Source organism: Kitasatospora sp. NPDC056731 (genome assembly GCF_040687675.1).
Lineage (GTDB): Bacteria > Actinomycetota > Actinomycetes > Streptomycetales > Streptomycetaceae > Kitasatospora.
The window spans coordinates 291,636-310,462 of the sequence record NZ_JBFBNR010000001.1 but is presented as its reverse complement, the minus strand read 5'-3'; the positions used below and the strand labels follow the sequence as shown (position 1 = coordinate 310,462).

At 74.5% G+C, this 18,827-nt stretch carries 16 protein-coding genes; 11 read left to right on the top strand and 5 right to left on the bottom strand.

The window, feature by feature from the left end:
- Positions 1 to 316: 316 nt before the first annotated feature.
- A complete protein-coding gene (locus AB0R04_RS01335) occupies positions 317 to 1,075 on the bottom strand; it encodes a dienelactone hydrolase family protein (protein ID WP_363367036.1) in 759 nt (252 codons plus the stop codon).
- Positions 1,076 to 1,180: 105 nt separating this feature from the next.
- Between AB0R04_RS01335 and AB0R04_RS01330 the strand changes: the two genes are divergently transcribed.
- Positions 1,181 to 1,555 (top strand): DUF6191 domain-containing protein, encoded by a 375-nt coding sequence (locus AB0R04_RS01330; RefSeq protein ID WP_363367034.1) that lies wholly within the window; start codon positions 1,181 to 1,183, stop codon positions 1,553 to 1,555.
- Here the strand turns inward: AB0R04_RS01330 and AB0R04_RS01325 are convergent.
- Together AB0R04_RS01325 and AB0R04_RS01320 are read right to left on the bottom strand one after the other, a co-directional pair.
- Positions 1,516 to 1,917, bottom strand: a complete 402-nt coding sequence (locus tag AB0R04_RS01325; RefSeq protein ID WP_363367032.1) for a VOC family protein — start codon at positions 1,915 to 1,917, stop codon at positions 1,516 to 1,518. The genes AB0R04_RS01330 and AB0R04_RS01325 overlap by 40 nt on opposite strands.
- Before the next feature lie 128 nt (positions 1,918 to 2,045).
- Positions 2,046 to 2,846, bottom strand: coding sequence for a (2Fe-2S)-binding protein (locus tag AB0R04_RS01320; RefSeq protein ID WP_363367030.1), 801 nt, complete (start codon positions 2,844 to 2,846; stop codon positions 2,046 to 2,048).
- Positions 2,847 to 3,120: 274 nt separating this feature from the next.
- On the opposite strand from AB0R04_RS01320, the gene AB0R04_RS01315 reads away from it, so the two are divergent.
- The 10 genes from AB0R04_RS01315 (at position 3,121) to AB0R04_RS01270 (ending at position 15,389) form a co-directional block, all read left to right on the top strand.
- Positions 3,121 to 4,086 carry an iron ABC transporter permease gene (locus AB0R04_RS01315; RefSeq protein ID WP_363367348.1) on the top strand — a complete coding sequence of 322 codons (966 nt, stop codon included), beginning with the start codon at positions 3,121 to 3,123 and terminating at the stop codon, positions 4,084 to 4,086.
- A 62-nt stretch (positions 4,087 to 4,148) separates the two neighbouring features.
- Positions 4,149 to 5,117: an iron ABC transporter permease gene (locus AB0R04_RS01310; RefSeq protein ID WP_363367346.1), complete on the top strand. Its 969-nt coding sequence runs from the start codon at positions 4,149 to 4,151 to the stop codon at positions 5,115 to 5,117.
- Positions 5,117 to 5,959, top strand: coding sequence for an ABC transporter ATP-binding protein (locus tag AB0R04_RS01305; protein WP_363367028.1), 843 nt, complete (start codon positions 5,117 to 5,119; stop codon positions 5,957 to 5,959). Before AB0R04_RS01310 ends, AB0R04_RS01305 begins: the two co-directional genes overlap by 1 nt.
- Positions 5,960 to 6,026: 67 nt before the next feature.
- Complete coding sequence (locus AB0R04_RS01300; protein WP_363367026.1) at positions 6,027 to 7,016, top strand: iron-siderophore ABC transporter substrate-binding protein; 990 nt, start codon at positions 6,027 to 6,029, stop codon at positions 7,014 to 7,016.
- Positions 7,017 to 7,264: 248 nt separating this feature from the next.
- Entirely contained in the window at positions 7,265 to 8,473 is a 1,209-nt protein-coding gene (locus AB0R04_RS01295; protein ID WP_363367344.1) for an ATP-grasp domain-containing protein, read from the top strand.
- Entirely contained in the window at positions 8,470 to 10,185 is a 1,716-nt protein-coding gene (locus tag AB0R04_RS01290) for an IucA/IucC family protein (RefSeq protein ID WP_363367024.1), read from the top strand. Before AB0R04_RS01295 ends, AB0R04_RS01290 begins: the two co-directional genes overlap by 4 nt.
- 2 nt (positions 10,186 to 10,187) lie before the next feature.
- Positions 10,188 to 11,402, top strand: coding sequence for an MFS transporter (locus tag AB0R04_RS01285; RefSeq protein WP_363367342.1), 1,215 nt, complete (start codon positions 10,188 to 10,190; stop codon positions 11,400 to 11,402).
- On the top strand, positions 11,399 to 13,153 hold the full coding sequence (locus tag AB0R04_RS01280) for an IucA/IucC family protein (RefSeq protein ID WP_363367022.1): 1,755 nt from the start codon (positions 11,399 to 11,401) through the stop codon (positions 13,151 to 13,153). Before AB0R04_RS01285 ends, AB0R04_RS01280 begins: the two co-directional genes overlap by 4 nt.
- Positions 13,150 to 14,370 (top strand): type III PLP-dependent enzyme, encoded by a 1,221-nt coding sequence (locus AB0R04_RS01275; protein WP_363367020.1) that lies wholly within the window; start codon positions 13,150 to 13,152, stop codon positions 14,368 to 14,370. The genes AB0R04_RS01280 and AB0R04_RS01275 overlap by 4 nt, the downstream gene beginning before the upstream one ends.
- A gap of 221 nt (positions 14,371 to 14,591) precedes the next feature.
- The gene (locus AB0R04_RS01270) at positions 14,592 to 15,389 is read left to right on the top strand and encodes an inositol monophosphatase family protein (protein ID WP_363367340.1); all 798 of its coding nucleotides are present in this window, start codon (positions 14,592 to 14,594) and stop codon (positions 15,387 to 15,389) included.
- Positions 15,390 to 15,571: 182 nt separating this feature from the next.
- Here the strand turns inward: AB0R04_RS01270 and AB0R04_RS01265 are convergent, their stop codons facing one another.
- Together AB0R04_RS01265 and AB0R04_RS01260 are read right to left on the bottom strand one after the other, a co-directional pair.
- On the bottom strand, positions 15,572 to 17,035 hold the full coding sequence (locus AB0R04_RS01265; protein ID WP_363367018.1) for a pyridoxal-dependent decarboxylase: 1,464 nt from the start codon (positions 17,033 to 17,035) through the stop codon (positions 15,572 to 15,574).
- Between the two features lie 149 nt (positions 17,036 to 17,184).
- Entirely contained in the window at positions 17,185 to 18,693 is a 1,509-nt protein-coding gene (locus AB0R04_RS01260; RefSeq protein ID WP_363367016.1) for a diaminobutyrate--2-oxoglutarate transaminase, read from the bottom strand.
- Positions 18,694 to 18,827 lie beyond the last annotated feature (134 nt).

The window sequence follows — 18,827 nt, the reverse complement described above, 5'->3', positions numbered from 1 at the left end:
CCCCCTGGATCCGTCCGCCCGGTCCCGGCCGGTGGTGCCGGGTGACGCGGGTTCGTTACTCACCCCTGCCACGAGTCCCGGGCGCCTCCCCGACGCCCGGCGGCCCGGCCGTCGGCCAGGCCCGGACTCGCTGTCAGGCACCAGACCCTGACCGCCCGGCTCCACGCCGACCCGAACACCTCGCGTCCGTTGCGTGACCGGAGGACGAAGAGGAGGCGCTGTGGCGCGAGGCCGTCACCGGCCCGCCCACGCCGAGGCGGCCCAGGCCGGGGCGGACCGGGCCACGCCGCGCCCGCCGCCCCGGCCCGACGGTGGCTCAGGCCGACAGGGTCCGCTTGAACAGGTCGAGCACCGCCTCCCAGTGGCGCGCGTCGGCGACGGCGTCGTAGCGGGTGGTGTCGGCCTGGGTGTAGCCGTGCGGGGCGCCCGGGTAGACCTCCTCCCGGTGGCGGACGCCGGCGGCGGTGAGGGCCCCGGCGAGCCGTTCGATCTGCTCGGCGGGCATGGACGGATCCTCGTCGGCGTGGCCGAAGTACACCTCGGCGGTGATCCGGGGGGCGCCCAGGTGCGGACTGTCCGGCGCTTCGGTGGCGAGGCTGCCGCCATGGAACCCGGCGATGGCCGCGATCCGGACGGGGTGGCTGGCGGCCGTCCGCAGGGCGAGCACGGCGCCGCGGCAGTAGCCGGTGAGGCCGACCGGGCCGTCCTCGACGAGCGGGGACTCGGCGAGCCAGCGCAGGTAGGCATCCGCGTCGCGGGCGGTCACCTCGGGGGTGAGGGTGGCGAGCAGCGGGCCGATCCGTTCGAAGATCGTCGGGTCCTTCTCCAGGTCGATCAGCGGCGGCAGTTCGACGACCGGCGCGCGGCCGTTCCGGTAGTAGGCGTTGGGGACCAGCACGGCGTACCCGGCCTGGGCGAGCCGGTCGGCCATGTCCTTCAGCTGGGGTCGGAGCCCGAAGGCGTCCATGTAGAGGATGACGCCGGGGTGGGCCCGCCCGTCGTCGGGATGGGCGAGGTAGGCGTCGGCGGTGCCGTCCGCCGTCGGGATGTCCACGGTGGTTCCGCGCACGGTCATGGTGAGGGGTCTCCTTCGGTTCGCGCGGCAGGTTAGCGGGTGGACGCCGCCACCGGCGCGGCGCCTGCGGGGAACGCGGGTGCGACCGCCCGGCGTTGGGCGTACATGGGTGTGATCGTAGATGTGGCGTGCGTGGCGGCGGCGGTGATCGGGCTGATGCTCCTGATCGCGTGGCAGATCCGGGGCGAGTCGTCGGGGCGTTGGCGGCGGGGCGGCGGGAGCACCGGGGTGGGCCTGGGCGGCGGGTTGGAGGAGTTGCAGGCGCTGTTCAGTCCGGGCAAGCGGGTGCAGGTCGAACAGCGGCGGGAACAGCTGACGCTGCGGGACGACGCCCAGGTCGGAGCGCCGCCGCAGTTCGGCGTGGACCTGGACCGGGGCGTGGCGGTGCTGCACGGCAAGGGCGGGACGGGCGGTGAGACCGGACGGGGTCGGACCGGCGCTCAGGCCCCCCAGCCGCGGGAGCAGAGCACCAGCCGGTAGCCGTCCGGGTCGGATATCGTCACGCCGAACTCCTCCCAGTAGGGGTTGTGGGCCCGGACCGGGGTGCCGCCGGCGGCCTCCAGCCGGGCGACCAGGGCGTCGTCCACCGGCGCACCGAGGTAGACGACGAACAGGTCGTCGACCGTCGGGGCGGGCTCCAGCGGGTTCTCCGGGTCGCGGGTGAGTTCGAAGTGCCAGGCTCCGCCGGCCGGACCGACCATCAGCAGGTCGTGCTCGCCGGACACCCGCTCGGTGGTGCGCCACAGCACGTCCAGGCCGAGGCCGCCGACGTAGAAGCGCTCGGCCGCCGCGAGGTCGCGCGAGGGCCGGGCGATACGGACCCGCGTCGTCGAATCGATCATGGCCGCGACCCTAGCCGATACCACTGACAACGAACCGCCCCCGACGACCCCCTCAACGCCCCCCCGACGAGCCCCCCCCCAACGATCCCGCCGACGATCCCCCCGCCGACGATCCGCGGACGGACCTCTCAGAACCGGCGCAGCCGTTCCTCGTCGCTGGTGCGCGGGCAGGTCAGGCAGGCGGCGGCCTCGGGCTTGACGGCGTAGTAGAGGCAGCAGCCGAGCCGGGTACGGGTGTGGTGGCCGCGTCCGTCGGGGGTGTGCAGCCGGCGGAAGTCGGCGGCGCCGGGCAGCGGGAGGGTACCGCCGGGCAGCACCGCCTCGGCGGCGACGACCGCGGCGTCCTCCTCGCCGAGCATCCGGCCGAGGTACCAGACGGCGGAGGCGAGGTCATCCGTCACCATGCCCCAGAGCGCGCGGTCGCGGCGCCGGCTGGGGGCGGCGAAGGCGGTGAGCACCGGCTCGATGTGGGCGACCACGGCGGCCCGCAGTTCGGCGCGGAGTTCGTCGTCGCCGGGGAGGGTGACGTGGCCGCGCGGGCGCAGCGCGAGGCCCCCGGTGGGGGCGTGCAGCCAGAGGTCGGCGGGGTCGACGAGGGGGACTTTCCGGGCGAGGTGCCAGGGGCCCGCGATGAGCAGGCACGCGGACCAGACGTAGTGGTGCAGCAGTCTGGAGGCGGTGACGTGCGGGCGGGGGGCGCGGCCGTGTTCGGCGGCGATGCGCTCCTCCTCGCCGGCCAGGGCGGCGGCCAGGGCCCGTTCGTCGGCGGCGAGTTCGGCCCCCGAGTACCAGCCGTCGGCGGCACGGGGGTCGGGTTCGTCGGCGTCGAGCAGACGCAGTTCCAGCACCGGGCAGAGCTCGCGCAGGCGCCGGTAGTCGCCGGGCAGGGTGGACGTCGGTGCGACGGGCAGGGGTGTTCCGGGGATCATCGGCGCTCCGTGGATCGACTCCGCATGATCGAATAAGGTGAGGCTCACCTTACAATGTCTCAGGAAGTGCATCACCCGGGGCCGGGCCGGGCGGCGCGACACTCGCGACACCCGGACGGGTCGACGCCGTGACGGACGACCCGACATCGGACCAGGCAACCCGAGATTGACGAACTTAGGCAAACCTAACCTAAGATGTCGACTCGTGTTGAGAACCGACCCGCCGGCCACCACAGCCCCGGCGACGCCTCGATCCTCGGCGGTCCAGCGGCCCCTGCTGCTGGTCGCCGGTGTGGGCGCGCTCGTGCTGTGTGCCGCGCTGAGCCTCGCGCTCGGCTCCCGATCCATCCCGCTGTCCACCGTGGCCGACGCCCTCACCGGGGCCGCCCACGGCGGCGACGCCGATGTGGTGACGGGCCTTCGCCTGCCGCGAACGGTGATCGGGCTGGCCGTCGGGGCCGCGCTCGGCGTCGCCGGGGCGGTCGCCCAGGGCGTCACCCGCAACCCGCTCGCCTCCCCGGTCACCCTCGGCGTCAACGCCGGCGCGAGCCTCGCCGTGGTCGCCGCGATCTACGCGCTGGGCCTCACCCGGCCCGTCGAGTACGTCTGGTTCGCCTTCGCCGGGGCGGCCGTCGCCGCGGTCGCCGCGTACGCGATGTCCCGGCGCGGCGACGACCTCGACCCGGTCCGGCTCGCGCTCGGCGGCACCGTGCTCACCGTGGTGCTCACCTCCTGGACCTCCGCGCTGATGCTGGCCAGTCACCGCACCCTGGACGAGGCCCGGTTCTGGTTGGCCGGATCGATCGGCGGGCGACAGTTGGACACCCTCACCCCCGTGCTGCCGTTCCTGCTGCTCGGACTGCTGGGCGCGTTCGCGATCTCGCCCGCCCTCAACGCGCTCGCCCTCGGCGACGAGACCGCCCAGTCGCTCGGCGTGCCGGTGGCCCGGATCCGACTGGCCGGCGGGCTGGCCGTCGTCCTGCTCGCGGGCAGCGCGGTGGCCGTCGCCGGGCCGGTGGCGTTCATCGGACTGGCCGCGCCGCACCTGGTCCGCCCGCTGCTCGGCAACGACCACCGCTGGCTGCTGCCGGGCTGCCTGATCGCCGGTCCGCTGCTGCTGCTCGCCGCCGACGTGCTCGGACGGCTCGTGGTGCGCCCCTCCGAGATCGAGGTCGGCATCGTGACCGCCTTCCTCGGCGCGCCGCTGCTCGCCGTACTGGCCCGGAAGGTGGCCCGGTGACCGCGCTCGCCGTGCCCGTCGACACACTCGCCCGCCGCCGGGCCCGCACCGCCGCGTGGTCGGTGCTGGCCGCCGTCGTCCTGGTGGTGCTGACCGGCGTCGCGCTCGGCACCGGACAGGTGAGCCTGTCCGGATGGGACGCGCTGCGCGCCCTGGTCGGGCAGGGCGAACCCGGAAACGTCCTGGTGGTGCAGCAGTTCCGGGCGCCCCGGGTGGTGTCGGCCCTGATCGCCGGGGCCGGGCTGGCGATGGCCGGCTCAATGCTCCAGCGGCTCTTCCGCAACCCGCTGGCCTCCCCCGACACCATCGGTGTCACCGGCGGCGCGTCCTTCGGCGCGGTGCTGATGCTCGCCACCGGCGCCTCCCAGCACCTGATCCCGCTGGCCGCGCTCGGCGGCGGACTGCTGGCGGCGCTGCTGCTCGGCGGCCTCGCCTGGCGGTCGAAGATAGCCGTCACCCGGCTGGTGCTGGTCGGCCTGGCGGTGCAGCAGGGCCTCGCCGCCGCCGTGAACCTGATGATCGTACGGTTCCCGGCCGAGCTGGCCTCCTCCGCGATGCAGTGGACCACCGGCTCGCTCTACGGCCGCAACTGGACCGAGGTCTGGATCGGCGGCACCGCCATCGCGCTGACCGCCCTGGCCGTGCTGCTCTGCCAGCGGCGGATCGCGGTCCTCGACCTCGGCGACGACTCGGCCGGCGGCCTCGGCCTCAACCCCGGCCGGGACCGGCTCTGGCTGCTGCTGCTCGGCATCACCCTCGCCTCGCTGGCCGCCGCCCTCACCGGCCCGGTCGCGTTCGTCGCGCTCGCCGTGCCGCACCTGGTCCGGCTGCTCGCCGGGCCGCCCACCCTCGGCACGCTCGGACTCACCGCGCTCACCGGCGCCGTCCTGCTGCTGTCCGCCGACCTCCTCGTGCTCCACGTGATCCCCGTCCACGGCCTGCCGGTCGGTGCCGTCACCGCCACGCTCGGCGCGCCCTGGCTCCTGGCGCTGATGATCCGCCAGGGCCGGCCTCCCCAGAGGAGCAACTGATGACGCCCACGACGACCGTCGAGTCCGTCACCACCACCGCCAACCGGCTCGCCGCGCACGGCCTCGACCTGCGCTACGGCGACCGCACGATCGTCGACGGGCTCGACCTCGAACTGCCCGGCGGCGCCGTCACCGCCATCGTCGGGCCCAACGCCTGCGGCAAGTCCACCCTGCTGCGCGGACTGGTCCGGCTGCTCGACCCCGCCGCCGGCACCGTCACCCTGGACGGCTCCGACATCCACCGGATGTCCGCCCGGGCCCTCGCCAAGCGGATGGGCCTGCTGCCGCAGCAGCCGGTCACCCCCGAGGCGATCACCGTCGAGGCGCTGGTACGGCTCGGCCGGTACCCGCACCAGCGGATGCTCAGCCCGTGGTCCAAGACCGACCAGGCCGCCGTCGAGGACGCCCTCGCCCGGACCGGCACCGCCGAACTACGCGACCAGCAGGTCGACCGGCTCTCCGGCGGGCAGCGCCAACGCGCCTGGATCGCGCTCGCGCTGGCCCAGGACACCGAACTGCTGCTGCTCGACGAGCCGACCACCTTCCTCGACCTGCGCCACCAGCTCGACGTCCTCGACCTGGTCGCCGACCTGCACGCCGAGGCCGGACGCACCGTCGTCATGGTGCTGCACGACCTCGGGCAGGCCGCCCGGTACGCCGACCACCTGGTGGTGCTCAAGGACGGGCGGCTCGCCGCCGCCGGACCGCCCGCCGAGGTCCTCACCGCCGACCTGGTCGAGGCCGTGTTCCAGGTGCCGTGCCGGGTGGTGCCCGACCCGGAGACCGGCACGCCGCTGGTCGTCCCCCGGGCGCGGACCCGGCCGCGCGCCGCCGACCGCTGACCGCCCCCCTCCTCACCCCCGACGCTCCTCACCCCCGACACCCGCTCGACCCGATCCAAGGAACCCCATGAACCGCCGCCTCCCCGTCGCCGTCCTCGCCGTCGCCCTGTCCACCACGCTGCTCGCCGCCTGCGGCAGCGACGGCGGGACCAAGCAGAGCGGGGACGCCGCCTCCGCGAGCGCCGGCGCCTCCGCCGGCTTCCCGCGCACCGTCACCCACGCCGCCGGAACGGCCCAGGTCAAGGCCCAGCCCAAGCGCGTCGTGGTGCTGGACAGCGGCGAGCTGGACGACGTCACGCTGCTCGGCATCACGCCGGTCGGCGCGGTGTCGCCGCACATGAAGACCGAGGGCGGGTTCCCGAACTACCTCAAGGACAAGATCAAGGACACCAAGGACGTCGGCCCGATGAACGAGCCGAACCTGGAACTGATCGCCTCCCTCAAGCCCGACCTGATCCTCTCCTCCAAGGTCCGCCACGCCAAGGTCTACGACCAGCTGAACGCGATCGCGCCGACCGTGCTCGCCGAGACCACCGGGTTCCCGTGGAAGGAGAACCTCGCCCTCTACGCGCAGGCGCTCGGCAAGGAGGACGAGGCCAAGAAGGCGCTCGCCGACTACGAGGCGCGGGCCGCCAAGCTCGGCGAGGCGATCAAGGCGAAGAACGGCGGCGCCATGCCGACCGCCTCGGTGGTCCGCTTCGTGGCCGGACCGACCCGCCTCTACGCCAAGGCCTCCTACAGCGGCGTGGTGCTCAAGGACGTCGGCCTGGCCCGCCCGGCCGCCCAGGACGTCGACAAGAACATCGTCGAGGTGAGCGCCGAGCAGATCAACCAGGCCGACGCCGACCTGGTGTTCGTCACCACCGCCGACGACCCGTCCAAGACCAAGGAGAGCGAGGTCCAGCAGACCCCGGTCTGGCAGGGCCTGAACGCCGTCAAGAACAGCAAGGTCTTTAACGTCCCGGACGAGACCTGGATGTCCGGCATCGGCGTCCAGGCGGCCGACGCCATGCTCGGCGACATCGCCAAGGCCGCGGGCGTGGACGCACCCAAGTAACCGCCGACGGACGACGGCGGACGGACGAGGTAGCGGTGGCGGTGGCTGTGGCGGCCACAGCAGCAGCCGCCACCGAACAGCCGACAACGAACAGATGACAGATGACAGATGACAACAAACAGATAACAGATTTCGAAATCTGTTATCTGTCATCTGTCGCCTGTCATCTGTTCGCCGCCCTCCCGACGTGCCCCGTGATCCGCCCGCCGTCGCTCTCGTCCGTCACCACCCTCAAGGACCACCACCCCATGCGGCTCTACCTGCTCGCCCTGAACCCCACCGACTCGGTCACCGCCGGCTTCCTGCCCGCCGCCGCCCGGCTCGGGCTCGACGTCACCGTCCTGACCGACCACGCCGAACCCCACCGGAAGGCCTACGCCGGCCTCCCGTTCACCGCACCCGAGGTGCTGGAGTGCGACGTCCGGAACTTCCGCGCCGTGGTCAGCCTGGTCTCCCGCCATCACGCGCCCGACGCGGTGTTCAGCAACAGCGACCACCTGCAGACCCAGACCGCCCTGGCCGCCGAGTACTTCGGCCTCCCCGGAAAGGACTGGAAGGCCGCACTGCGGGCCAAGGACAAGGGCCAGCTGCGCCGCCACCTCGCCCTGACCGGCCAGGACGCCGTCTGGTCCGCCGAGTTGGCCCCCGGGCAGGACCCGGCCGAGCTGGAGCCGCCGTTCCCCTGCGTGGTCAAACCCCGTGAGGGAGTGGCCAGCGAGGACGTCACACTGGTCGCCGACGCCGCCGAACTCGCCCTCCGCTGCTGGGAGATCCAGCACCGCCGGGCCGGCGCGACGCTGGTCGTCGAGGAGTTTCTGGACGGCCGGCTGTGCACCCTGGAGACCCTCGGCGACGGCCGCCGCCGGCACGTCCTCGGCGGCTTCCGCACACAGCTCTCCCCGCCGCCGGACTTCATCGAGGAGGTGCTGGAGTTCGTTCCCGCGCACCCCGCCGAGGTGGTCGCGCAGGTGCTCGCCCAACTAGACGCGCTCGGCATCGGACTCGGCGCCTGCCACACCGAGTTCGTCGTGCAGCCGGACGGCCGCGCCCGGATCATCGAGGTCAACTACCGCGCCATCGGCGACCAGTGCGACCTGATGCTCGCCGAAATCCTCGGCGTCCCACTCTTCGAGCACATCCTCGCCACCCACCTCGGCCGGGAACTCCCCGCGGACCTCGGCGCGCAGTGCGCCGCGACCCCGCGCCGGGCCCGCAACGAGGTGGTCTGCGCCGACCGGGCCGGCCTCCTCACTGCCGCCCCCGGCCCGTACGACGAGGAGCGCGACGGCGTCCGGCTCGCCTACCGCCCGCTGCGCCCGCTCGGCGAGCGGCACGAGCACTACCGCACCAACCGCGACTACCTGGGCGTGATGTGGGCCATCGGCGCCGACCAGGAGGCCGTGGACGCGGCCGTCGCCCGGTTCCGCGCCGCCAACCGCTGGGAGATCACCCCGTGACCGCCGACGAGCAGCTCACCCTGCGGGTGCTCTCCGCCCTGCTGCGCGAGGACGTCCTCGGCCTGCGCTCCCGCGGCGCCGTGGAGGACCGCGCGGACGGCCCCTGGTTCACCGTCGCGGACGCCGAACTCGCCCTGCCCGTCGCCGCCGAGGGCTTCCAGTGCGAGTACGCCGCCCGGCTGCCCCTGCTGGAGCTGGCCGGGCGCCGGCTCACCGGCCTGGACGCCATCGTGGCGGCCCTGGCCGGTCTGGCCGAGGCCGAGGACCGGCCCGGCTGGGCCGCCTTCGCCGAGGAGTGCCGCCAGACCCTCGCCACCATGGAACTGCACGAGCGCGCACGGCCCGAGGTGCACGCCCGGCTCACCGACCTGTACGGCGAGGACCCGGCCGACTGGACCGGCCTGGCCGCCGCCCTCGGCCACGACACCCTGGCCGCCTACCTCGACCACCCCGTCTACCCGACCGCGCGCGGCCGGGCCGGTCTCACCGAACCCCAACTGAACTCCTATGCACCGGAGTTCCACCCCGCATTCGAGCTGCGCTGGCTGGCCGTCCCGACCGATGCCCTCACCACCCACGGCCGGCGTCCGCTCCCGAGCTGGTGGCCCACTCCGGCCTGGTTGGGCCTTGCGGACGCCTGCCCCGGCGACGGCTGGACCACCCTGCCGGTCCACCCCCTCACCGTCGGCGCCCCGCTGGACGAGGCGCTGGAGGCGGTCGGTCTGGCCGGCCGCGCGGTGCTCGCCGAACGGCCGTACCTGACCGTCGTGCCGACGCTCTCCATGCGCACCGTCGCCGTCGCCGAAGACCCCGCCTGCCACCTCAAACTCCCGCTCGCCACCGCCACGCTGGGCCGGCTCAACCGCCGCACCATCAAGCCCGGCACGCTGCTCGACGGCGCCGCCGGCCAGCGCCTGATCGAGGCCGTGCTGGCCCGCGAGCCGCGCTTCGCCGGCCGCGTCCTGCACGCCGACGAGCAGACCTGGGCGCACGCCGGCCACGAGCTGCTGGCCGTCCTGCTGCGCCGCTACCCCGCCGGGCTGGAGCGGGCCGTCACCGTCCCGCTGGCCGCCCTGCTGGCCCCCGCGCCCGGCGGTCGCCTGGTGCTCGACCACCTCGCCGACCGCTTCCATGACGGCGACCAACTCGCCTTCTACGACTCCTTGCTGGAACTCCTGCTGGACTGGCAGACCACGCTGTTCGACTACGGCATAGCGGTGGAGTCGCACCAGCAGAACACCTCCCTGGTGCTCGACGACGACGGACTGCGCCTGCTCTACAAGGACGACGACGGCCCGCGCGTGCACACCGCCCGGATGACCGCCCGCCTCGGCGAACTCGCCCCGGCCCGGGCCGACTTCGACGACGCCCGAATCTTCGGCGACGACGACCGGGCGCTCACCGACCTGTTCACCACCATCACCGGCCACCTGTGCACCGGCGCGCTCGCGTTCGGCCTCGCCGAGCACCGTCGCGCCGAACTCACTGACGTACTCACACTGTTGCGAAAGCGCCTGGCCGAGGCGGTGGACCGGATCGGGCCGGCCGGCGAGCCGCTGCGGACGGACCTGCTGGAGGCCGAACGCCTGCCGGTCAAGGCCATGGTCAGCGCCGGGACCTTGCTCAGCAAGCAGCGCTCGGGCGCCGCCGACATCAACAAGCACTACACCAGCGGACCCAACTACCTGCTGGCGAACGGGATCGCCCGGTGAGTGTGGAGACCGTCGCGCAGCGGTCCGGCCACGGGACCGACCACTCCGGCGGACTCGGCCGCCGGCAGGTGCACGCCGTCGCCGCCTGCTACTTCGTCGCCTCCTTCGCCGCACTGGGCCTGCCGCCGTACCTGACCGCGATCCTGCCCACGCTCGGCGATCCGCAGGCCCGGTGGGCCGGTGTGCTCTACATCGTCCCGACGGTCTTCAGCGCGCTCGGCGCACCGCTGTGGGGCCGGCTCGCCGACCGCTTCGGCCGCAAGCGGCTGCTGCTGCGCGCCCAACTCGGGCTCACCGTCTCCTTCCTGCTGGCCGGAGCCGCCGGAAGCCTGCCCGCGTTCACCCTCGCGCTGGTCCTCCAGGGCTTCCTCGGCGGCACCTTCGCCGCCACCAACGGCTACCTCGCCGCCGCCCTCGACGGACCGCGGCTGTCCCGCGCACTCACCCTGATGCAGGGCAGCGCCCGGGCAGCCCTGGTGGCCGCGCCGATCCTGGTCGGTGCGTTGTCCCCGTGGATCGACCCGCACCGCCAGTACCTGGTGATGGCCGTCCTCCCGCTCGCCGCCGCACTGCTGCTGTCCCTGCTGCCCGAGCCGGACCGTCCGGCGGCCGCCCCCGCGTCGGAGGGGCGCGCCGAGCGGGCACCCGCCGCCCCGCTCCTCCCGCTCTACGTCTTCGAGTTCGTCTTCGTCTTCGCCACCGTCATCTCCTTCCCCTATCTCATCTCGCTCGCCGAGCAACGGCTGCCCGGCGTCTCCGGCACTACCACCGGCGTGCTGTTCGCCCTGCCGCACCTGTGCTACCTGGTGTTCGCCGCGCGCATCCACACGCTGTTCCACGCCCGCCCGCACACCGGCATCGCGCTCGGCTTCGGCTTCGTCGCGCTCGGCCTGGCCGGGCACTCCGTCGCGTACTCGCTCCCGGTCTTCGTCGCCGTCCGACTGCTGCTCGGCGCCGGGCTCACGCTCGGCCTGGTCTGCCTCGCCGTACTCGCCGCCGGAGCGGCCCAAGGGCGCGCTCCCGGGCGGATGTTCGGCACGCTCGAACTCGTCTCCAAGGGCGGCGCCGTCGCCGCCGGCGCCGTCGCGGCGCTGGCCAACGGGCAGTTCGGCGCCGCCGCGCCCGTGGTGGCCGGCACCGCCGCCGCCCTGCTGGCCGCCGTCGCGGCCACCGCGTTCTCCCTCCCGTCCCTCCGCCAGCGCTGGAGTCGCCGATGACCCCCGAGCCGATCACCCCCGAGCCGATCACTCACGAGCCGATCAGCCACGAACTGCCCACCTCCGACGAAGCGGTGGCCCACACCCTGCTGAACTGCCTGCTGCGCGAAGTCTCCGCCCCCGAGCACCAGACCGCCGTGGCCGACGGCCGCCTGCTGCTGCGCCTGCCCCGGCGCGGCGCCCTGCTGCGGATCGCCCTGCGCCGCACCTCGCTGCTCGGCGCGCACCGCTTCACCGGCCCGGTCGAGATCGAACGAGGCGACAGCTGGGCGGAGTTGGACTGGCGCGAGCTGGCGGAACACGTACAGGACGAACTGGAGCTGCGCACCGGCACGGTGAACGAGGAGTTCCTGGGCCAGGTCACCTCCAGCCACGACGGCCTCCGGCAGAGCCTGGCCGGCCGCCCGGCCTCCGGACCGGACCGCTACCTGGAGTCCGAGCAGGCCCTGCTGTTCGGCCACCGCTTCCACCCGGCGCCCAAGTCCCGCTCCGCCGCCCGGGGGGACTGGCGCGGGTACGCCCCGGAGTCCCGTGCGGCGTTCCCGCTGCGCCACCTCGCCGTCCGCACCGAACTGCTCGCCGAGCAGTCCCTGGACGAGAGCGCGAGCGCCCTGCTGGACGGCCTCGGCGACGTCCCGGACGGCTACCGTCTGCTGCCCTCCCACCCCTGGCAGTACCAACTCATCGGCGATCACCCGCTGTTGCGCGACGCCCTGGACCGCGGCGACGTCCTCGACCTCGGGCCGCGCGGCGAGGAGTTCGCCGCCACCGCCTCGGTGCGCACCCTCCACGGCGCGGACGCCTTCCTCAAGTTCAGCCTCAACGTGCGCATCACCAACTGCCTGCGCAAGAACGCCGCTTACGAGCTCACCGGAGCCGTCGCGCTCACCCGGCTGCTCGCCCCCGCCCTCGCCGACCTCGCCCGGCGCTTCCCCGACGCGGCGATGCTGCGCGAGCCCGCGTTCCGCACCCTCGCCCTGCCCGGCGCCGACGGCCGACCCGACCAGGCGCTCTACGAGGGCTTCGGCCTGATCGTCCGCGAGGGCTTCGGCGGCGTGCTGCGGCCCGGCGTCACCCCGCTGCTGGCCGCCGCCGTCGCCGACGAGCACCCGACCAGCTCCGCCCACATCTCCCGTCTACTGGAGGGGAGTTCGGACGCCTCGCGGGCCCTGGACTGGTGGCGGGCCTATCTGGGGCTGCTCATCCCGCCCGTGCTCGCCGCCTACTTCGACCACGGCGTGGTGCTGGAGCCGCACCTGCAGAACGTGCTCATCGGCGTCGACGCCACCGGGCACCCCACCCAGGTGCTCTTCCGCGATCTGGAGGGCACCAAGCTCGTCCCCGAGCACAACGCCGACATCCTGGCCGCCCTCCCGCCCGAGGTCGCCGGGCCGATGACGTACGACGCCGAGCGCGGCTGGGACCGGGTGGTCTACTGCCTGCTGGTCAACCACGTCGCCGAACTGCTCGCCGCCCTCGCCGACCGCCACCCCGAGCTGGAGGGCGCCCTGTGGCAGGCGGTCCGGGACACCCTGGAGCAGTACGCGGCAGGCCACGGCCGCCCGCCCCGGCTGCGGGCACTGCTCGCGGGCGTGCCGCTGCCGGCCAAGGCCAACCTGCTCACCCGCTGGGAGCGCAAGGCCGACCGGCAGGCCGGCTACGTCCGTCTGCCCTCGCCGCTCGCCGGATCCGTCCTCGCCCAGGCCGCCCGCACCTCCGCCCCCCTCTCCCTCGGGAGCGCCGCCCGATGACCGAGATCGTCCGCCGGCACGTCGCCGCCCTCGCGCCCGACGCCCTGCCCGCCTACGTCTACGACCTGGCGGCGCTGCGCGCGCACGCCGCCGCCGTCCGGGCCGCACTGCCCGCGCGGGTCGAGCTGTACTACGCCGCCAAGGCCAACCCCGAGGCGCCGCTGCTGGCCGCGCTGCGCGACGCGGTCGACGGCTACGAGGTCTCCAGCGGAGGGGAGTTGGCGCACGTGCGGGCGGCCGTACCGGACGCGCCGCTGGCCTTCGGCGGCCCCGGCAAGACGCCCGCCGAGATCGCCGCCGCCGTGGACGCCGGGGTGCACCGCTGGCACATCGAGAGCGAGCAGGAACTGCACCGGCTCGACGCCGTCCTCGCGGACCGGCCGGGCACGGTGGTCGACGTGCTGCTACGGGTCAACCTGCCGGTCGCCACCGGTGCGCTCGATGCGGTGGCACTCGCGATGGGCGGGCGACCGACGCCGTTCGGGCTCGACCCGGACCGCGCCGAGGAGTGCGTACGCCAGCTCACCGGCGACGGCACCGGCACCGACCCTGGCCCGCTCGGGCGGCGGCTGCGCCTGCGTGGCGTGCACGCCCATCTGGCCAGCGGGCTCGCGGCGGCGGAGCAACTGGCCGTCGCCGAAAAGATCGTGGCCTGGTCGGCCGCGCTGGCCGAGCGGCACGGCTTCCCGCTGGCGGAGGTCAACGTCGGCGGCGGGATGGCCGTGGACTACGAGGACCCGGCGAACCACTTCGACTGGACGGCCTTCGGCGAAGGGCTGGCCAAGCTGCTGGACGCCCACCCCGGCCTGACCCTGCGGATCGAACCCGGCCGGGCCCTGACCGCCCACTGCGGCTGGTACGCGACCGAGGTGCTGGATGTGAAGCAGAGCCACGGCGAGGACTTCGCGGTGGTCCGTGGCGGCACCCACCACCTGCGCACCCCCGCCACCCGGGGGCACTCCCAGCCCTTCGAGGTGCTCCCGGTCGACGCCTGGCCGCATCCGTGGCCGCGCCCCGCCGTCGCCACCGGCCGCGCCACCCTGGCCGGCCAGCTCTGCACCCCGAAGGACGTCCTCGCCCGGGCCGCCTCCGACGCCGACGGCCTGCGGGCGGCCGACCGCGTGCTGTTCGCGATGGCGGGCGCGTACGCCTGGAACATCTCGCACCACGAGTTCCTGATGCACCCGCGCCCGGGGTTCCACTACCTGGGCGGCTGAGGGCACCCCCGGACGACGGTCGACAGGTAACAGATAACAGATTTCGAAATCTGTTATCTGTCAGCTGTTATCTGTTCGCCGCCCCCTGTTCTCGCCCCGCCGCCCGCCCGTCCGCGCGCCGGACCCCACCCGTGGGCCCCGCCCGCCCCAGGGGTCGCCGCAGGTCACCTCCGCACACTCGTGCGACAGTGGTAGGCAGCGAAGGGAGCGCGAACGTGCTGATGGACAAGGTGGCGGAGATACTCGCCGAGGCGTCGGCCGAGGTGGTGGAGCCGCGCTTCCGTGCGCTGGCCGCCGGCGAGGTGATGGAGAAGGCGCCCGGCGAGATCGTGACGGTCGCCGACCGCGAGGCCGAGGCGATCATCGCCCGCCGTCTGCGCGAGCTGCTGCCCATCCCCGTGGTCGGCGAGGAGGCCGTCTCCGCCGACCCCGAACTCGCCCAGGCCCTCCACGACGAGCCCGCCGCCTGGCTGGTCGACCCGGTCGACGGCACCTCCAACTTCGTCGCCGGCCGCCCCGAGTACGCCGTGATGTGCTCGCTCGTCCGCGGCGGAGAGACCGTCGCCTCCTGGATCTGGCAGCCCGCCACCGCCACCGCCTACCGTGCCGAACTGGGCTCCGGGGCCTGGCGCGACGGCGTACGCCTGACCCGGCCGCCGGCACCGCGCGACGCCGCGAAGCTGCGCGGATCCGTGAAGAGCCGCTACCTCGACCCGGAACACCGCCGGCGCCTACAGGCCAACGAGTCGGCCTTCGGCGAGGTCTCCCCCGGCCGGCACGCGGCCGGAATCGAGTACCCGGACGTCGTCGAGGGCCGCTTCGACTTCCTCCTCTACTGGCGCACCCTCCCCTGGGACCACGCCCCCGGCTCCCTGCTCGTCACCGAGGCCGGCGGCGTGTCCGCCCGGCTGGACGGCACCCCCTACCGCCCCGAGGCCCCCGGCTGCGAGAACGGCCTGCTGGTCGCCGCCGACCCGGAGACCTGGGAGCTCACCCGCACCCTCCTCCTGAGCGACTGACGGACCGCCACCGCCACCGCCACCGCCACCGCCACCGCCACCGCCACCGAAGCAACCGCGGTCATCTGGTCGCGGTCACGAATCGACGCCCTGGTCCTCGGTCTCGAACGAGGCCTGCCCGGGCGCCGGGCGGCCGACGACAACCGACTCCCCAGCGATGACCGACTCCCCGCAGCACGCGCCTAGCCGGCCCGGTCCCCCTCGGCCTTCCGTCCGGCGCCCACCACCTCGCGCAGCAGTGCACGGACCTCCCCCGCCGTGGCGTGCGGGTTGAGCAGGGTGAGCTTGAGCCGCACCCGGCCGGGCCCCTCGCCCGGGAGTTCGGTCCGCCCGACCACCGCCCGACCGGTGCGCAGCAGCAACCGGCGCAGGCTGCCGTTGAGTTCGTCGACGGCGGCCTCGTCGGTCAGGCCCGGCGGCCGGTAGCGGAACAGTACGACGGTCAGCGCGGGTTCGGCGTGGAGTTCGAGCGACGGTTCGGCGCGGACGGCCTCGGCAGCGGACCGGGCGAGTTCGTGGCAGGCGTCGACGAGTCGGCCGAGCCCGTCGCGACCGAGAGTGCGCAAGGTGACGGCGAGCTTGAAGGCGTCGGCCCGCCGGGTGGTGCGCAGCGAGCGGCCGAGCAGGCTGGGGTAGCCGGCCTGCTCGTCGTCGACGGGGTTGAGGTACTCGGCGCGGCGGGCGAGCGAGACGTAGGTCTCGGTGCGGCGGACCAGGAAGACGCCGGCGGCGGCGGGCTGCCAGCCGAGTTTGTGCCAGTCGAGGGAGACGGAGTCGGCGCGGTCGATGCCGTCGAGGAGCGGGGCGAGCCGGTCGGAGAGCAGCGCGCCGCCGCCGTACGCGGCGTCGACGTGCAGCCAGGCGCCGTAGCGGCCGGCCAGGTCGGCGGCGACGTGCAGCGGGTCGATGCCGCCGGTGTCGGTGGTGCCGGCGGTGGCGACGATGGCGATCGGGGTGCGTCCGGCCCAGCTGGCCTCGGCCAGGGTCCGCTCCAACTCCTTTGGTTCCATCCGAAGTTGCCGGTCGACGGGGACGGTGGTGACGGCGCGCTCGCCGAGCCCGAGCAGGGCGGCGGCGCGCTGGACGGAGAAGTGCGCGGCCTCGGAGGCGACGATGCACGGCCGGACTCCGGCCGGGATGCCGTCCAACTCGACGATGCCGTCCAGCTTCTGGTCCCGTGCCAGCATCAGGCCCATGAGGTTGGACTCGGTGCCGCCGGAGGTGAGGACGCCGGCAGCGCGGGCCGGGTCGTAGCCGACCAGGGTGGCGAGTTCGGCGAGGAGGGCGGTCTCCAGGGCGGTGGCGGCGGGGGCCTGGTCCCAGGAGTCCTGGGAGGGGTTGAGGGCACTGACCGCGAGGTCGGCGGCGGCGGCCACGGCGAGCGGCGGGCAGTGCAGGTGGGCGGCGCAGGCCGGGTCGGCGGGGTCGGCGGCGCCGTAGGCGAGGAGTTCGGTGAGGCGGGCGAGCGCGCCGGGCCCGTGGGCGCCGGCCAGGCCGTCGGCGACCAGCGCGCCGAGCTCGGCCGGACTGCCTGCGGGCAGTGGCCCGCCGCGCAGGGCGATGCCGTGGTCGAGCGCGTCGAGGACGGTGGCCAGCAGCGGTCCGAGCGCGCCGGGCCCGCCGACGCCGCCCGCGAGGGCGTCCAACGGAGCGGGCCCGCCGGGCAGTCCGGCGGCGGCGCCGGAACCACCCCCACCCCCGGCCCCGGCCCCGGAGTCACCACCGGCCCCGGATCGGGCGCCCGAACCTCCTCCCGAGCCTTCCCCTGAGCCGCCACCGCCCCCTCGCCCCGCGCTCATTCGGCGCCCCGGGCCGCGGGAGCCGCAGGGCTCGCCACAGGGCTCGCCGCTGCGGCCGAACCGACGGCCGCCGCGGCCGCGATCGCGTCGGCGAGCCGGTCGAGCACCGCGGCGACCTGCTCGTCGGTGATGGTGAGCGGCGGCAGCAGTCGCAGCACCGCGTCGTGGCGCCCGCCGAGTTCGACGATCAGCCCGCGCGCCAGGCAGGCCTCCCGGACCCGGCGGGCGAGCGCCGGGTCGGCCGGCCGAGCCCCGCAGGCGTCCGGTTCGGCGGCGGGGTCGACGAGTTCGACGCCGAGCATCAGGCCGCGCCCGCGCACGTCGCCGATCACCGGCAGTTCGGCGGCGAGCCCGCGCAGCCGGGCGGTCATCCGCTCGCCGACGACGGCGGCTCGCTCGACCAGCCCGTGGGCGGCGACGTGGCGCAGGGTGGCGGCGCCGGCGGCCATGGCGAGGGTGTTGCCGCGGAAGGTGCCGGTGTGGGCGCCGGGGCGCCAGCCGTCGTAGTCCTCCCGGTAGACGACGACGGCGAGCGGCAGGCTGCCGCCGATGGCCTTGGAGAGCACCATGGCGTCCGGGACGATGCCGCTGTGTTCGACGGCCCACATCGCCCCGGTGCGCCCGACGCCGGTCTGCACCTCGTCGACGATCAGCGGGATGCCGCGTTCGGCGGTGATCCGGCGCATCTCGCGCAGCCAGCCGTCGGGCGCGGGGACGACGCCGCCCTCGCCCTGGACGGCTTCCAGGATCATCGCGGCGGGCGGGACGACCCCGCCCGAGGGGTCGTCGAGCAGCCGTTCGACGTAGGTCGCGGCGAGGTCGGCGCCGGCCTCGCCGCCGACGCCGAACGGGCAGCGGTAGCCGTACGGGTAGGGCAGCCGGACGACCTCGCCGCCGCTCGGCAGCGGTTCCTTGACGGCGACGTTGCCGGTGAGCGCGAGGGCTCCGGCGGTCATGCCGTGGTAGGCACCGGTGAAGGCGAGCGCGCCGGACCGGCCGGTGGCGGTCTGCATCAGTTTGAGCGCGGCCTCGACGGCGTCGGTGCCGGCGGGCCCGCAGAAGTGGATCCGGGCGCCGGCGGCGAAGTCGGCGGGCAGGCTCTCGAAGAGGGCGCTGGTGAAGTCGTCCTTCTCGGCGGTGGCGAGGTCGAGCAGGTGCAGCGGGGCGCCGCTGTCGAGGGTGCGGCGGATCGCCTCCAGTACCACCGGGTGGTTGTGCCCGAGGGCGAGCGTCCCGGCGCCGGAGAGGCAGTCCAGGTAGCGCCGCCCGTCGGCGCCCTCGACGGTCATGCCGTGGGCCCGTACCGGGACGATCGGGAAGGACCGGGCGTACGTACGGGCGGCGGACTCGCGTACGCGCTGGCGGCGCAGGATGGCCTCGCCGGAGGCCGGGGCACCGGCGGCTCCAGCGACACCAGCGGCTTCGACACCTCCGACAGCTCCGGCGGATCCGAGAGCTCCGGAGGAGGAGGCCGGGGCCTGGGCGGGAACGGCGGCGAGCGACAAGGCAAACCCCCAGAAGAAGTTAGGTAAGCCTAACTTTACCGCCACTGACCTGGCGGGATACCCCAGGGGCCCCCAGAACCACCCGAGTGAGTGAACCGCCCCCGGTCCTGCCAACGAGCGACCGGCGAAAAGGT

Excerpts from the sequence above, each read along its gene's own strand:
- AB0R04_RS01330 (WP_363367034.1), top strand. The coding sequence starts at position 1,181 with ATGGGTGTGATCGTAGATGTGGCGTGCGTGGCGGCGGCGGTGATCGGG.
- AB0R04_RS01325 (WP_363367032.1), bottom strand. The coding sequence starts at position 1,917 with ATGATCGATTCGACGACGCGGGTCCGTATCGCCCGGCCCTCGCGCGAC.
- AB0R04_RS01320 (WP_363367030.1), bottom strand. The coding sequence starts at position 2,846 with ATGATCCCCGGAACACCCCTGCCCGTCGCACCGACGTCCACCCTGCCC.
- AB0R04_RS01275 (WP_363367020.1), top strand. The coding sequence starts at position 13,150 with ATGACCGAGATCGTCCGCCGGCACGTCGCCGCCCTCGCGCCCGACGCC.
- AB0R04_RS01295 (WP_363367344.1), top strand. The coding sequence starts at position 7,265 with ATGCGGCTCTACCTGCTCGCCCTGAACCCCACCGACTCGGTCACCGCC.
- AB0R04_RS01270 (WP_363367340.1), top strand. The coding sequence starts at position 14,592 with ATGGACAAGGTGGCGGAGATACTCGCCGAGGCGTCGGCCGAGGTGGTG.
- AB0R04_RS01305 (WP_363367028.1), top strand. The coding sequence starts at position 5,117 with ATGACGCCCACGACGACCGTCGAGTCCGTCACCACCACCGCCAACCGG.
- AB0R04_RS01300 (WP_363367026.1), top strand. The coding sequence starts at position 6,027 with ATGAACCGCCGCCTCCCCGTCGCCGTCCTCGCCGTCGCCCTGTCCACC.
- AB0R04_RS01280 (WP_363367022.1), top strand. The coding sequence starts at position 11,399 with ATGACCCCCGAGCCGATCACCCCCGAGCCGATCACTCACGAGCCGATC.
- AB0R04_RS01335 (WP_363367036.1), bottom strand. The coding sequence starts at position 1,075 with ATGACCGTGCGCGGAACCACCGTGGACATCCCGACGGCGGACGGCACC.